Source organism: Thermus brockianus, from assembly GCF_001880325.1.
GTDB classification, from domain to species: domain Bacteria; phylum Deinococcota; class Deinococci; order Deinococcales; family Thermaceae; genus Thermus; species Thermus brockianus.
This window is the reverse complement of sequence record NZ_CP016312.1, coordinates 930,555-944,346: the sequence shown is the minus strand read 5'-3', so window position 1 is coordinate 944,346 and position 13,792 is coordinate 930,555. Positions and strand designations below refer to the sequence as shown.

The window sequence follows — 13,792 nt, the reverse complement described above, 5'->3', positions numbered from 1 at the left end:
GTAAACTAGGCCCAAAGGGGGACGGCATGGTCAAGGTGGAGGTTTTGGGGATGATTCTGGCGGGGGGGCAGGGGAGCCGCCTCTACCCCCTCACCGCCAAGCGGGCCAAGCCCGCCGTGCCCTTTGGGGCCAAATACCGCATCATTGACTTTGTTCTTAATAACTTTGTAAATTCCGGCATCTACGCCATCTACGTCCTCACCCAGTACAAGGCCCAGTCCCTCACCGAGCACATCCAGCGGTACTGGCGCTTTGGCGCCTTTCTGGAGGACCACTTCATCCTCCTCGTCCCGGCCCAGATGTACCGCTACGAGGAGCTTGGGCCCGTGTGGTACCGGGGTACGGCGGACGCCATTTACCAGAACCTGCACCTGGTGCAGAACCATGCCCCCCAGGCGGTGGCCATCTTCGGCGGGGACCATATCTTCAAGATGAACGTCCGCCACATGGTGGAGTACCACTACGAGAAGCGGGCGGACATCACCATCGCCGCCTACCCCGTGCCCGTGGCGGAGGCGGGCCGCTTTGGCGTCCTCCAGGTGGACGAGGAGTGGCGCATCACCGAGTTCCAGGAAAAGCCCAAGACGCCCAAGCCCCTGCCCACGAAGCCCCACCTGGCCCTGGCCTCCATGGGCAACTACATCTTCCGCACCGAGGCCCTCTTTGAGCTTCTGGAGGCGGATGCCCGGGACGAGGCCAGCTCCCACGACTTCGGCAAGGACGTCATCCCCCGCGCCCTCAAGGAGGGGTACCGGGTCTACGCCTACGATTTCCACCGGAACCCCATCCCCGGCCAAGAGGGGCCCAACCTCTACTGGCGGGACGTGGGGACCCTGGACGCCTACTTTGAGGCCAGCATGGACCTGGTCAAGGTCATCCCCGAGTTTGACCTCTTCAACCCCGAGTGGCCCCTCAGGACCGCCAACCTCTTCAGCCCCCCGGCCAAGTTCGTCCACGAAACGGGGGAGCGGGTGGGCCGGGCCCTCAATAGCCTCCTCGCCGGTGGGGTCATCGTGAGCGGGGGGACGGTGCGGGAGTCGGTCCTGTTCCGCCGGGTGCGGGTCAACTCCTACAGCCTGGTGGAGCGCTCCGTGCTCTTTGACGACGTGGAGGTGGGGCGGTACTGCCGCATCCGGAATGCCATCATTGACAAGAACGTGAAGATCCCCCCCCACACGGAGATCGGCTACGACCTCGAGGCCGACCGGGCCCGCGGGTTCACCGTGACCCCGGAAGGGGTGGTGGTGGTGCCCAAGGGGTACCGCTTCTAGCCATGGAAAAGCACCCCGGCAAGCTCTTTTACCGCCTCTCCCGCCTCTACCCGGGGGATGCCCTTCCCCTAAAGCGCAAACCCAAGGCCAAGGTCTACGCCAACCCCCTGGAAACCCAGGCCCTGCCCCCCTTGCGGCCCGAGGGGGGGCCGCCCCTCTTCCGCACCCTGGCCCACCTCAGGCCCGCCTTGCCCGAGGTGGGGGCCGCCATCACCCTAAAGGACCTCTCCCAGCTCCTCCTCCCCTTGGCGGAGCGGGAGGGGGCTAGGGGTGTCCCTTCCGCTGGCGAGGCCTACCCCTTGGAGGCCTACCTGGTGGCCCTCAAGGTGGAAGGGGTCTTCCCCGGGGTCTACCACTACTTTCCCAAGGAGCACCAGCTTTTTCAGCTTTCCTCCAAGGCGGAGGCCCAGGCCTGGGCCGAGGCCCTTTTTGGCCTTTCCCCGGAACGGGCGGCGGCCCTTTTGGTCTTGACCCTGGTACCGGAAAGGAGCGAGGCCCTCTTTGGCCTTCGGGGCTACCGGTACGCCCTTTTGGAGGCCGGCTACGCCGCAGGCCTGGTCCTCCTGGCCGCCGTGGGCCTGGGGCTTGCTGCATATCCGGCGGAAACCTTTTACGATGAGGCTGTGGCCCGGCTTCTGGGTTTGCCCGAGGGGGAGTACCCGGGGGTGGTTATTCTGCTTGGGCGGTAAGGGAAAGGCGTATTCGGGAAGGGGTTATGGTGCACATTCTCTTGGTGGAGGACGACCCCCAGGTGGGGGAGTTGGTGAAGCGGTTTTTGGAAAAGGAAGGGCTGGCGGTGGACTGGGCCCGCACGGGCAAGGAGGCTTTGGCCAGGGCCTTTGAAGGGGCTAAACCGGACCTGGTGGTCCTGGACCGGGGCCTGCCGGACATGGAGGGCCTCGAGGTCCTCAAGGCCCTGCGGGACCTGGACCCCCTTCTTCCCGTCCTCCTCCTTACGGGCCGCGCCGATGAGGATAGCCGGGTGGAGGGGCTCTTGGAGGGGGCGGACGACTATTTGGGCAAGCCCTTTTCCCTTAAGGAGCTTCTCGCCCGCATCAAGGCCCTGCTGCGCCGGGCGGGGAAGGAGGGGAGGCGGCGCTTTGGGCCCTTGGAGCTGGACCTGGAGGCCCGCAAGGCCTACCTGGAGGGGGAGCCCCTCAAGCTTTCCCCCACGGAGCTTAACCTCCTTTTCGCCCTAGCCCAGATGCCGGGCCGGGTGTACACCCGGGAAGAGCTTCTGGAAAGGGTCTGGGGCGGGGAGTTTGAGGGCTCGGAGCGGGTGGTGGACGCCTACGTGCGGCTTCTGCGCAAAAAGCTCAAGGACGACCCCCACGCCCCCCGCTTCATAGAGACGGTGGTGGGGGTGGGGTACCGCTTCCTGGGGGAGTAGTGGAGCGGGTCTTCGTCTACGGCACCCTCAAGCGGGGGGAGAGGAACCACGCCCTGGTGGCGGGAAGGGTGCAAAGGGTCGTCCCCGGGTACGCCGAGGGCTTCGCCCTCTACCACCTCCCTGCGGGCGGGGAAAGGCCCTACGCCTACCCCGCCATGGTCCGGGGGGAGGGGCGGGTGTACGGGGAGGTGCTTTTCCTTCCCGGGGAGGCCCTGCCCCTCCTGGATGCCCTCGAGGAGGAAGGGGAGGAGTACCGGAGAGAGCGCATCCTGGTCCACACGGAGGAGGGCCCCATGGAGGCCTGGGCCTACCTGTACCTGAGGGACCTGGGGGAGGCCCTTCCCCTCCCCAAGGGGGTGTGGCCCCCATGAGGGTCCTCCTCGTGGCCCCCGAGGCCTACCCCCTGGTGAAGGTGGGGGGGCTCGCCGACGTGGTGGGGGCGTTGCCCAAGGCCCTAAAGCCCCTGGGGGTGGAGGCCACCCTTCTCCTCCCCTGGCACCGGGGCCTCGCCGCCCAAGGGGTGGGGGAGGTGCGCTTCCCCTTCGCCGGCAAAGAGGTCCAGGCCCCGTTAGGGGAGCGGGTGGAAGGGGGGGTGCGCTTCCTCCTTTTAGGGGTGGAGGGGTTTGACCGGGAGCGGGTCTACGGCTACCCCGACGACGCCGAGCGCTACCTGCGCTTCGCCCGGGCGGCGGCGGAGGTGGCCCGGGGCTTTGACCTGGTCCACGCCCACGACTGGACGGCGGCCCTCCTCGCCCTCTATGCCCCCACGGTCTACACCATCCACAACCTGGCCCACCAGGGCCTCTTGGACCCGGGGCTTTTCTTCTTCCTCACGGGGCTCCCCTGGAGCCTATACCACATGGAGGCCCTGGAGTACTACGGGAAGGTGAACCTGATGAAGGGGGGGATCGTCTTCGCCCGCCTCGTGACCACGGTGAGCCCCTCCTACGCCGAGGAGATCCAGACCCCGGAGTTCGGCATGGGCCTGGACGGGGTCTTGCGTAGGCATGCCCCCAAGCTTCGGGGCATCCTGAACGGCCTGGACCCGGAGGTCTTTGACCCGGCCCAGGACCCCCACCTCCCCGCCCCCTACTCCCGGGAAGACCCTTCCGGCAAGGCCCTGGCCCGGGAGGCCTTCCGAAGGGCCACGGGGCTTCGCCCCCCCATCCTCGCCTACATCGGCCGCCTGGACCCCCAAAAGGGCCTGGACCTGGTCCTGGAGGCCTTGCCCCGGCTTGGGGAGTTGGGCTTTAGCCTGTACGTCCAAGGGGTGGGGGAGGAGGTCCTGGCGCAGGGCTTCCGGGAGGCGGAGGCGAAGCACCCGGGGTGGGTCCGCTTTGTCCCCGCTTACGATGAGGCCCTGGCCCGTTTGGCCTACGCTGGGGCGGAGGCGGTCTTGGTGCCGAGCCGCTTTGAGCCTTGCGGCCTGGTGCAGATGGTCGCCCAGCGCTACGGCACCCCCCCCGTGGCCCGGGCGGTGGGGGGGCTAAAGGACACCGTGGAGGACGGGAAAACGGGCGTCCTCTTCCAAAGCTACCACCCGGAGGGCCTCCTCTACGGGGTCTTGCGCCTCTTTCGCCTGGGGGCCGAGTCCTTGGGCCTTAGGGGCATGGATAAGGACTTTTCCTGGGAGGGGCCGGCCCGGGCTTACCTCGAGGCCTACCGCCGCGCCCTAGGCTAGGATGGGGGCGTGGTGACGGAGCTTAAGGCCAAAGCCTTGGCGGGGGATAGCGAGGCGGAAGCCCTTTTGCGCTTCCTCGCCCTCCTCAGGGCCAAGGACTACGCCGCCGCCAGGGCCTACGCCGAGGGCTTCCCCGAGGGGCTAAGGGAAAGGCTTCTCGCCGGGCTTGCCCTTCTGGAGGAGGCCCCGGAGCGCCTGGAAGACCCCCTTTTCCTGGCGGAGAAGGAGGTGCTTTTGGGCGTGCGGGCGGTGGGGGAGGGGAGGCGGGGGGAGGCGGAGGCCCATTTCCAAAAGGCCCTCGCCCTGGACCCCGAGCACCACCGGGCCCTCACCAACCTGGGGACGCTCTACCTGGAGCGGGGTGAGCTGGAGGCGGCCTTGGACCTCTACCAAAAGGCCCTGAGGCTCGCCCCGGAGGACCCCCTTCTCCACGAGAACCTGGCGGCCCTTTACAAGCGCAAGGGGGACCTGGACAGGATGGTAGCCCACATGAAGCGGGCCACGCGGCTCAAGATGGCCCCCCCGCCCGTCCTGGACCCCCTAACCGGCAAGCGGGTGCGCCGGAAGCGGGTGCCCCTTTGGGTGTGGGTCTTCCTCCTCGCCCTCCTCGCCTACCTTCTCCTCCATAAACCTTAGGGCCTGGTCCAGGGCCTGGAGGGAGCGCCCCTCGGAGAGGAGGCGCCGCCAACGCTTTCCCCCGGGCGTCCCCCGGAAGAGGCTTAGCATGTGCCGGAGCACGGCCCAAGGCGGCGTGCCCTTGTGGAGCTCCTCCTCCAGGTAGGCCCGCATCCGCCATGCCACCTGGAGGCGGCTTGGCCTGCGGTCCAGGCCGTACACCTTCCGGTCCGCTTCCCGGAGCACGAAGGGGTCCTCGTAGACCGCCCGGCCCAGCATGGCCCCGTCCACCTTGTCCAGGTGGGCCAGGGCCTCCTCCAGGGTGCGCAGGCCCCCGTTGAGGACGAAAGGGAGGTGGGGGAAGTCTTCTTTTAGGCGGTGGACCCACTCGTGGCGCAAGGGGGGGATGGCCCGGTTGGCCCGGGTGGAGAGGGAGAGGAGGGCGCTGCGGGCGTGGACGATGAAGGCCTTGGCCCCCGCTTCCGCTAGGCCTTCCACCAGGCGGGCGAGGCCAGGGTAGGTTTCCTGCCCGTCCAGGCCCAGCCGAAGCTTCACCGTGACCGGTACCCGCACCGCCTCGGCCATGGCCTGCACCAACTCCGCCACCCTTAAGGGCTCCCGGAGGAGGCAGGCCCCGTAGCCGGCCTGCTGGGCCTTTTCCGAGGGGCAACCCAGGTTGAGGTTGACCTCGTCGTAGCTGAAGGCCTCGCCGATGCGGGCCGCTTCCGCCAGGCGCTTGGGGTCGCTTCCCGCAAGCTGCAGGGCCACGGGGTGCTCCTCGGGCCGGAAGGCCAAAAGCCTTTCCCGCTTGCCCCAAAGCACCCCCTCGGCCACGGTCATTTCGGTGTAGAGCCTTACCCCAAGGCTCACTTGGCGCACCAGATAGCGGAAGTGGCGGTCCGTGCGGTCCACCATGGGGGCCACGGAAAGCCTCAGGTCAAGCACCCAGGACCTCCTCCGGGGGATGGGTTTGGGCTCGCGGAAGCTGATGTGTTCCCATTCCCCTTCCTCCACCACCACAAGCCCCGGGTTTGCCGCCTTGAGGCGGGCCACCACCCCCTGCACCAGGTCCTCGGGGGTGCTGGCGGCGGAGGTGAGGCCCAGGTTTTTCACCCCTTGGAGCCAGGCCTCTTGCAGCTCCTCGGGCCGTTCCAGACGGTACGCCCGGCCCGTGAGCTCCTGGGCCAGTTCCAAAAGCCGCATCCCGTTGGAGGAATGGGGGCTTGTCAGGACCAAGAAGGCCTCCACCTTGGGGGCGATGCGCTTCACCGCCTCCTGGCGGTTCTGGGTGGCGTAGCAGAGGTCTTTGCGGGCGGGCACCACCAGCTTGGGGAAGCGGCGCTTGAGGATGGCGATGGTGGCTAGGGTATCGTCCACGCTTAGGGTGGTCTGGGTGAGGACCACCACCCTTTCGGGGTCGGGCACCGTCACCGTGCGGGGGTCGGCCAGGCGGGGGTCCTTGCCCACGTGGGTGTGCACCGCCACCAGGATGGTCCGGTCCGGGGCCTCCCCGTAGGTGCCCTTGATCTCCTGGTGGTCGGCGGAGTCGCCCACGAGGAGGATCCAGTACCCCTCCTGGGCGTAGCGGCGGGCTTCGGTGTGCACCTTGGTGACCAGGGGGCAGGTGGCGTCCAGGATGTGGAAGCCCATCTCGGCGGCCTTCTTGCGCACGGCGGGGGGGTGGCCGTGGGCGGAGAAGACCAGGGTGCCCGCAAGCCGCCTTTCCCGCCTTAGGCCCTCCAGTTCCTCCAGGTCCTCCACGAAGTGGACCCCCTTGGCCCTAAGGCGCTCCACCACCACCCGGTTGTGGACGATCTCGTGGTAGACCACCAGTTCCCCTTGGTCTTTTAGGGCCTCCGCCCAGCGCTCCACCGCCTCTATGGCCATCACCACCCCGGCGCAGAAGCCTCGAGGTCGGGCCAGGTAGAGGCGCTCAAGCCCCCCGTCCATGCCCCCCATTCTAGGCGCTGGGGCCTTCCGCCTTTAGGAGCTGGGCCGCCATCTCCTTGGCAAAGGGGGTTTGCGCCCGGGCGAGGGCCTTCTTGGCGGTTTCCCTGCCCTTGCCCCCGGGGCGGAAGGCCTCCTGGGCCAGGGCTAGAAGGGCCAGGGCGCTTCCGGGGAAGGGAAGGCCCGCCTTTTCCAGGAGGCCCAGGCCTTCCCCATAGCGGTGGAGGGCGGCCCTGGCCTCCCCTTTGAGGAGGGCCTGGCTCCCCTCTTGGAAAGCCCGGGCTACCCGGAGGAGGCCTTCCCCGTCCACCAAGGGCTCACCCGCCTCCGCCGAGGCGAAGGCCGCTTCCACCAGTCTTTCCAGGGCCAAGGCCCTCTCCCCCTCGGGAAGGGAGGGGTAGCGCTCCCGAAAGAGGGGGGCGAACCAGGAGAGGCGCAAGGGGCGCGCCAGGCGGAAGGTTTCCCCCTGGACCGCAAGCTCCTCCCCCAGGGCCCGAAGGAGGGGCACCAGGACGGGAAAAAGGGCCCGCACCCTCTCCCGGCTCGCCTCGCCGTGGAGGGCTAGGAAGAAGCGGAACTCCTCTACTCCTTCCACGCCTCCACTTCCTTGTACTGCACCAGGGCGGCGAAGAGGGGAGAGGGTCCCTCGGCCACGGAGAACTTCACGTCCACCAGGACCACGTTTTCCGGCAACTCCTCCACAAAGCGGTTGAGCCTCTCCTGGAAAATATCCTGGTCGTTCCCCGTTATTACCTTAAAGCGCACCCCCTGCATGGCCCCATTATGCCCTGCGCTCCACCAGGGCGCTTAGGATGTCCTCAAGCCTCCCCCGCGCCTCCGGGTTGGGTAGGGCCTCGAGGTGGGGCCGGAGGCGGTCGTACCCCTCCTGCCAAAGCCGCCGGGCCTCCGCCTTGGCCCAGGCCACGGCCCCCGAGGCGAGGAGCCTTTCCCAAAGCCAGCGCACCTCGGCCTCGGGTTTTGCCTCCCGGGGCAGGCGGAGGAGGGCCCTCGCCCGCGCCCCTTCCTCAGGAGTGGCCCTTTCCAGGAAGCGGATGAGGATCAGGGTGCGCTTGCCCTCGTACAGGTCCCCGGCCCGCTCCTTGCCGTAGGCCTCGTCCCCCTCCAGGTTCAGCACGTCGTCCATGATCTGGAAGGCCACCCCCAGCTGGAGCCCGGCCGCCTCGTAGAGGGGAGGAGGGGTGTGCCCGGCCAGAAGGGCCCCCAGGCGCAGGGGGGCCACGGCGGTGTAGTAGGCGGCCTTGTGGGCCACCATGCGGTGGTAGTCCTCCGGGGTGAGGTCCAGCCGGCCGGAGAGGGTCCAGAGGAGGTCCAGGTGCTGGCCGTAGGCGGTGCGGCGCACCACCTGGTGGAACTCCCCCAGCACCCCCGGGCCCCAAAGCCCCGCCTCCAGGCCCTCCTGGAGGAGCCCCCACATCTCCCCGTGCAGGGCGTCCCCCGCGTTCAGGGCCAGGGGCATGGGGTGGAGGCGGTGCAGGGTGGGCCTTCCCCGGCGCTCCTCGGAGGCATCTTCAATATCGTCGTGGATGAGCACCCAGTTTTGGAAAAGCTCCAGGGCAGTCCCCGCGGCCAGGGCGGCCTCCCAGGAGGCCCCGTGGGCCAGCCCGGCGTAGACGGTGAGCAGGCCCCGGAGCATCTTCCCCCCCGCCGGGGGTAGTCCTGGAGGAGGGCCTGGTACAGGGGGTCGGGGTGGGCCAGGTGAGCGAGAAGGCGCTCCTGAAGGGCCTGGCGAACTTCCTGGGGTGCGGGCGTCATGCTATACACTTTAGGCCATGCGCGGCTACGCCCTGGGCCTTTTGGCCCTCAACCTCCTCACCCTCCTCTGGGGCACCACCTTCGTGGTGGTGAAGGGGGCGGTGGCGGAGATGCCCCCAAGCCTCCTGGTCTTCCTTCGCTTCCTCCTGGCTAGCCTCTTCTTCCTGCCCCTGGCCCTGCGCCTGCCCCGGGGGTCTGGGGGCCGGGGCTGGAGCTTTCCTTCTGGCTCCTCCTGGGCTATGCCTCCCAGGCGGTGGGCCTCCTCTACACCTCGGCAAGCCGCAGCGCCTTCATCACCGCCTTGAACGTGGTCCTGGTGCCCCTCCTCCTGGGCCTGGCGGGACGCCGGGTGGGCCCCGTGTGGCTGGCGGCCCTCTTGGCCTTCCTGGGCGTGGGGCTTCTCTCCTACGACCCCAGGCAACCCCCCCTGAACGTGGGGGACCTCTGGACGCTCCTCACCGCCTTGACCTATGCCCTTTACATCGTGCGCCTCGAGGTCCACGCCAAGGCTTACCCCTCCTTGCCCCTCACCGCTGTCCAGGTCCTGGGCACCGCCCTTTTGGCCTTCCCGTGGGCCTTGGGGGAAGGGGTGCGCCTGGAAGGGGTACCCTGGGGGGCGGTGCTTTACCTCGGGGTGGTGGCCACCGCCCTCACCACCTGGTTGCAAACCTGGGGGCAACGCCGGGTTCCGGCACCCCAGGCGGCCATCCTTTACACCCTAGAGCCCGTCTGGGCCACCCTTTTCGCCTTTTTGCTCCTGGGGGAGCGCTTGGGCCCCACGGGCTTCGTGGGGGCTTTTTCGGTCATCCTCGCCACCTTCTTGGCTATCCGCCGATCCCCAGCATGACCCGCTTGCGCAGGGTGGGGAGGGTGTTGCCGAAGGCGGGCTTGCGGTTGGTGGCGATGAGGATGGCGTCTATAAGGGCCTCCACCGGGTTTTCCGCGGCGAAGGCCCAGGAGATATCCATCTCCAGGTCGGTGAGGAGGCAGGGCCTAAGCTTCTTGTCCGAGGTGAGGCGGAGCCGGGAGCAGTGCGAGCAGAAGGGCTCGGTCACGGGGTTGATGAAGCCTAGGGTGCCCTGGGCCCCGGGGATCCTGTAGACCCGGGCGGGGGAGGAGGGGTCGTGGGGCACGGGTTCCAAGGCCCCGTAGACGGCTTCAATGCGGGAGCGGGTTTCCTGCCCGCTCACGAAGCGGCGGCGGTACTCCTCGGGGTCGGAGTTGTCCAGGTGCATGTACTCAATGAAGCGCACGTGCAAGGGGCGTTCCAGGGAAAGGGCGGCGAGGGGCACCACCTCCTCCTCGTTCATCCCGCGGATGACCACGGCGTTGAGCTTTACCGGGTGAAGGCCCAGTTCCAGGGCGGTTTCTATGGCCTCCAGGACGCGCTCCACCTTGCCCCCCCGGGTGATGCGGGCGAAGACCTCAGGGGTGATGGCGTCCAGGGAGATGTTTACCCGGTTGAGCCCCGCCGCCACCAGTTCCTTGGCCCGTTTGGGGAAGAGGAGGCCGTTGGTGGTGATGGCCACATCTTCAATGCCCTCCTTGGCCCGGGCCCGGGCGATCATCTCGGGAAGCTCCTTGCGCACCAAGGGTTCGCCCCCGGTAAAGCGCACGGCGGAAAGCCCAAGAAGGGAGGCCGCCTCCAGGAAGTGGTCCACCTCCTCCACGGTGAGGAGGCCGGGGGGTTCTTGGGCCTCGAGGCCTAGAGGGTGGCAGTACAGGCAGTGCAGGTTGCACCGGGGGGTGACGGAGATGCGCAGGTCCTTGAGAAGGCGGCCGTAGTTATCCAGTAGCTTCATTCTGCCCCCTTTGGGGGACTATACTACCCCAACCCCAAGCCCACAAGGTGCCTAAAAAGACAAACCCCCGGGCTAGATGACCCGGGGGTTAGGGTTGGAGCGGGAGACGGGACTTGAACCCGCGACCCCGACCTTGGCAAGGTCGTGCTCTACCGACTGAGCTACTCCCGCAAAGGGAAAATCCCCCGCACCGACCTACTCTCCCAGGACCCTGCGGTCCCAGTACCATCGGCGCTGGCGCGTTTCACTTCCGTGTTCGGAATGGGAACGGGTGGTTCCACGCCGCTATGGGCACGGGGGATTCTCGTGTTTTGCTTTTCAAAATCCCTGCGCCCGCCTTGGCGACGGGGGAGGAAAGCTGGGGTGGACTCATCAGGGCAAAGAGGGTCAAGACCTCGGACGATTGGGACCGGTCAGCTCAACGCCTCACGGCGCTTACACCTCCGGCCCATCCACCGGGTAGTCTTCCCGGGTCCTTACCGGCTTCACACCGTGGGAGGCCTCATCTTGGGGCGGGTTTCCCGCTTAGATGCTTTCAGCGGTTATCCCTCCCGCACATGGCTACCCAGCTTATGCCCCTGGAGGGACAGCTGGAAAACCAGAGGTGCGTCCCTTCCGGTCCTCTCGTACTAGGAAGAGCCCCCCTCAAGCCTCCTGCGCCCGTGGCGGATAGAGACCGAACTGTCTCACGACGTTCTGAACCCAGCTCGCGTGCCGCTTTAATGGGCGAACAGCCCAACCCTTGGGACCTTCTTCAGCCCCAGGATGCGACGAGCCGACATCGAGGTGCCAAACCTCCCCGCCGCTGTGGACGCTCGGGGGAGATCAGCCTGTTATCCCCGGGGTAACTTTTATCCGTTGATCGATGGCCCTTCCACACGGGACCACCGGTTCACTAGGCCCGGCTTTCGCCCCTGCTCGGCTTGCAGGCCTCACAGTCAGGCTCCCTTCTACCCTTGCGCTCTCCGGCGGATTTCCGTCCCGCCTGAGGGAACCTTTGGGCGCCTCCGTTACCCTTTAGGAGGCGACCGCCCCAGTCAAACTGCCCGCCAAGCGCTGTCCCCACTCCCGTGGGTTAGGCCCCCAGCCGCACCAGGGTGGTATTTCACCGGCGCCTCCACCGCCCCCGAAAGGGCGGCTTCACAGGCTCCCACCTATCCTACGCAGGCGCGACCAAGAGCCAACACCAGGCTGCAGTAAAGCTCCACGGGGTCTTTTCGTCCTGCCACGGGTAGGCCGCATCTTCACGGCCAGTTCAATTTCACCGGGTCCCTCGCCGAGACAGCGCTCCGGTCGTTACGCTTTTCGTGCAGGTCGGAACTTACCCGACAAGGAATTTCGCTACCTTAGGACCGTTATAGTTACGGCCGCCGTTCACCGGGGCTTCGGTTCAGGGCTTGCACCCCTCCCCTTGACCTTCCGGCACCGGGCAAGCGTCGCTCCCTATACCTCCTCTTACGAGTTCGCAGAGAGCTGTGTTTTTGGTAAACAGTCGCCAGAGCCTATTCACTGCGGCTCCCCTCGCGGGGAGCACCCCTTCTCCCGAAGTTACGGGGCTAACTTGCAGAGTTCCTTGGCGAGGGTTCTCCCGCGCGCCTTAGTGCTCTCGCACCCGCCCACCTGTGTCGGTTTGCGGTACGGGTTCCCGTGGGTTGTGCTTAGAGGCTTTTCTCGGCTCCCTGGCTTCGGAGGGTTGTCACCCTCACGGGCTTCCCCACCACGCAGAGCTCTTGGGAGGCGGATTTGCCTACCTCCCACCCTGCGCTTCTGGCCGGGCTCGTCCATGGCTCCGGTCCCCCTAGCCTAGAGCGTCCCCCCATCGCACCCACGGGAAGGGCCGGAATATTAACCGGCTGCCCTTCGGCTACGCCTCTCGGCCTCACCTTAGGTCCCGCCTAACCCTACGCTGACGACCATTGCGTAGGAACCCTTGGGCTTACGGCGACAGGGATTCTCACCCTGTTTATCGTTACTCATGCCGGCATTCGCACTTCCCTTACCTCCAGCCGCCCTCGCGGGTCGGCCTTCATCGGCATCGGGAACGCTCCCCTACCGCCTAGGGCATACACCCTAGACCCGCAGCTTCGGCGCTGGGCTTAAGCCCCGATCATTTTCGGCGCAGCGTCACTCGACCAGTGAGCTATTACGCACTCTTTAAAGGATGGCTGCTTCTAAGCCAACCTCCTGGCTGTCTTCGCGACGCCACATCCTTTCCCACTTAGCCCAGACTTCGGGACCTTAGCTGGCGGTCTCGGTTGTTCCCGCGCTTGGACACGGACGTTATCGCTCGTGCCCTCACTCCCAGGCTCCACCTGGGACCCTTCGGAGTTTGACAGGGTTTGGTAGGCTGGTAGGCCCCCTAGCCCTATCAGTGCTCTACAGGCCCCAGTCAGCACCTGAGGCTGACCCTAAAGTCATTTCGGGGAGAACCAGCTATCTCCGGGTTCGGTTAGCTTTTCACTCCTAACCCCAGCTCATCCGAGGGGTTTGCATCCCCCACCGGTTCGGGCCTCCACTGGGTTTCACCCCAGCTTCACCCTGGCCAGGGCTAGCTCACCCGGTTTCGGGTCCACGGCCGCGGACTAAACGCCCTGTTCGGACTCGGTTTCCCTACGCCTCCGCCTCAACGGCTTAAGCTCGCCCACGACCGTGAGTCGCCGGCTCATGCTTCAATAGGCACGCCGCAACCCTCAACGGGCCGCGACTGCTTGTAAGCCCACGGTTTCAGGCTCTATTTCACTCCCCTCCCGGGGTTCTTTTCACCTTTCCCTCACGGTACTGGTCCACTATCGGTCACCCGGAGTACTTAGCCTTAGGCGGTGGTCCGCCCAGATTCCCCCATGGCTCCACGAACCACAGGGTACTCGGGTACCCTCACCTATCCCCTCACCTTTCGCCTACAGGGCTTTCACCTTCTCTGGCGCTGCTTCCCAACAGCTTCGGCTAGGCTAGGGATTCGGTATCCGAGGGCCCCACTACCCCGCCCGGACAAGCCAGACGGTTTAGGCTAGTCCCCTTTCGCTCGCCGCTACTCAGGGAGTCGCTTTCGCTTTCCTCTCCTCTGGGTACTGAGATGTTTCAGTTCCCCAGGTTCCCCCCGCCAAACGGCGGTGACCCGTGTTCCCACGGGCCGGGTTCCCCCATTCGGACATCCAGGGATCCACGCCCGCTACCGGCTCCCCCTGGCTTATCGCAGGTAGCCACGTCCTTCATCGGCTCGGGTGCCAAGGCATCCACCGTGGGCCCTTAGCATCTTGACCCTCAAAGGCCACGCTCCCGCATGGCCTCACATCCTCAACCATCCACCCCAGCT

General features: G+C 66.7%; 10 protein-coding genes, 1 tRNA gene, 2 rRNA genes and 3 pseudogenes. 7 read left to right on the top strand and 9 right to left on the bottom strand.

The features are described from left to right. The first annotated feature begins 26 nt into the window (after positions 1-26). Genes glgC through A0O31_RS04945 form a run of 6 tightly spaced genes read left to right on the top strand, consistent with a single transcriptional unit; the run spans position 27 to position 4,978 of the window. Complete coding sequence (gene glgC / locus A0O31_RS04970; protein ID WP_071676920.1) at positions 27-1,271, top strand: glucose-1-phosphate adenylyltransferase; 1,245 nt, start codon at positions 27-29, stop codon at positions 1,269-1,271. A gap of 2 nt (positions 1,272-1,273) precedes the next feature. Next, on the top strand, positions 1,274-1,960 hold the full coding sequence (locus A0O31_RS04965) for a SagB/ThcOx family dehydrogenase (protein ID WP_071676919.1): 687 nt from the start codon (positions 1,274-1,276) through the stop codon (positions 1,958-1,960). 26 nt (positions 1,961-1,986) lie between these two features. Beyond that, complete coding sequence (locus A0O31_RS04960; RefSeq protein WP_071676918.1) at positions 1,987-2,661, top strand: response regulator transcription factor; 675 nt, start codon at positions 1,987-1,989, stop codon at positions 2,659-2,661. After that, the gene (locus A0O31_RS04955; protein WP_071676917.1) at positions 2,661-3,032 is read left to right on the top strand and encodes a gamma-glutamylcyclotransferase family protein; all 372 of its coding nucleotides are present in this window, start codon (positions 2,661-2,663) and stop codon (positions 3,030-3,032) included. The genes A0O31_RS04960 and A0O31_RS04955 overlap by 1 nt, the downstream gene beginning before the upstream one ends. Continuing rightward, complete coding sequence (locus A0O31_RS04950; protein WP_071677922.1) at positions 3,029-4,342, top strand: glycogen synthase; 1,314 nt, start codon at positions 3,029-3,031, stop codon at positions 4,340-4,342. Before A0O31_RS04955 ends, A0O31_RS04950 begins: the two co-directional genes overlap by 4 nt. A gap of 9 nt (positions 4,343-4,351) precedes the next feature. Further along, on the top strand, positions 4,352-4,978 hold the full coding sequence (locus A0O31_RS04945) for a tetratricopeptide repeat protein (protein WP_071676916.1): 627 nt from the start codon (positions 4,352-4,354) through the stop codon (positions 4,976-4,978). Here the strand turns inward: A0O31_RS04945 and dusA are convergent. The 5 genes and pseudogenes from dusA to A0O31_RS04920 all read right to left on the bottom strand — a co-directional run bounded on the left by dusA (position 4,883) and on the right by A0O31_RS04920 (position 8,677). Beyond that, positions 4,883-5,902, bottom strand: a complete 1,020-nt coding sequence (dusA, locus tag A0O31_RS04940; protein ID WP_071676915.1) for a tRNA dihydrouridine(20/20a) synthase DusA — start codon at positions 5,900-5,902, stop codon at positions 4,883-4,885. The two genes, A0O31_RS04945 and dusA, sit on opposite strands and share 96 nt — an antisense overlap. After that, positions 5,895-6,916, bottom strand: a pseudogene (gene ispH / locus A0O31_RS04935) (4-hydroxy-3-methylbut-2-enyl diphosphate reductase). The gene dusA and the pseudogene ispH overlap by 8 nt, the downstream one beginning before the upstream one ends. Position 6,917: 1 nt before the next feature. After that, a complete protein-coding gene (locus tag A0O31_RS04930) occupies positions 6,918-7,499 on the bottom strand; it encodes a hypothetical protein (protein ID WP_071676914.1) in 582 nt (193 codons plus the stop codon). Beyond that, positions 7,487-7,678 (bottom strand): hypothetical protein, encoded by a 192-nt coding sequence (locus tag A0O31_RS04925; protein ID WP_071676913.1) that lies wholly within the window; start codon positions 7,676-7,678, stop codon positions 7,487-7,489. Before A0O31_RS04925 ends, A0O31_RS04930 begins: the two co-directional genes overlap by 13 nt. Before the next feature lie 7 nt (positions 7,679-7,685). Further along, a pseudogene (locus tag A0O31_RS04920) lies at positions 7,686-8,677 on the bottom strand (polyprenyl synthetase family protein). A 17-nt stretch (positions 8,678-8,694) separates the two neighbouring features. Here A0O31_RS04920 and A0O31_RS04915 point away from each other — a divergent pair. After that, positions 8,695-9,524 (top strand): annotated as a pseudogene (locus A0O31_RS04915) (DMT family transporter). Here A0O31_RS04915 and moaA read toward each other — a convergent pair. The 4 genes from moaA to A0O31_RS04895 all read right to left on the bottom strand — a co-directional run bounded on the left by moaA (position 9,502) and on the right by A0O31_RS04895 (position 13,739). Then, on the bottom strand, positions 9,502-10,479 hold the full coding sequence (moaA, locus tag A0O31_RS04910; RefSeq protein ID WP_071676912.1) for a GTP 3',8-cyclase MoaA: 978 nt from the start codon (positions 10,477-10,479) through the stop codon (positions 9,502-9,504). The pseudogene A0O31_RS04915 and the gene moaA sit on opposite strands and share 23 nt — an antisense overlap. A gap of 95 nt (positions 10,480-10,574) precedes the next feature. Continuing rightward, positions 10,575-10,650: transfer RNA gene (locus A0O31_RS04905), tRNA-Gly, on the bottom strand. Positions 10,651-10,661: 11 nt separating this feature from the next. Then, positions 10,662-10,778: ribosomal RNA gene (gene rrf / locus A0O31_RS04900) — 5S ribosomal RNA — on the bottom strand. 84 nt (positions 10,779-10,862) lie between these two features. Further along, positions 10,863-13,739, bottom strand: a 23S ribosomal RNA gene (locus tag A0O31_RS04895). Positions 13,740-13,792: the final 53 nt, after the last annotated feature.

Bases quoted from the DNA above. Each gene is read 5' to 3' on its own strand.
- glgC (WP_071676920.1), top strand. From the start codon at position 27: ATGGTCAAGGTGGAGGTTTTGGGGATGATTCTGGCGGGGGGGCAGGGG.
- A0O31_RS04965 (WP_071676919.1), top strand. From the start codon at position 1,274: ATGGAAAAGCACCCCGGCAAGCTCTTTTACCGCCTCTCCCGCCTCTAC.
- A0O31_RS04960 (WP_071676918.1), top strand. From the start codon at position 1,987: ATGGTGCACATTCTCTTGGTGGAGGACGACCCCCAGGTGGGGGAGTTG.
- A0O31_RS04950 (WP_071677922.1), top strand. From the start codon at position 3,029: ATGAGGGTCCTCCTCGTGGCCCCCGAGGCCTACCCCCTGGTGAAGGTG.
- A0O31_RS04925 (WP_071676913.1), bottom strand. From the start codon at position 7,678: ATGCAGGGGGTGCGCTTTAAGGTAATAACGGGGAACGACCAGGATATT.
- moaA (WP_071676912.1), bottom strand. From the start codon at position 10,479: ATGAAGCTACTGGATAACTACGGCCGCCTTCTCAAGGACCTGCGCATC.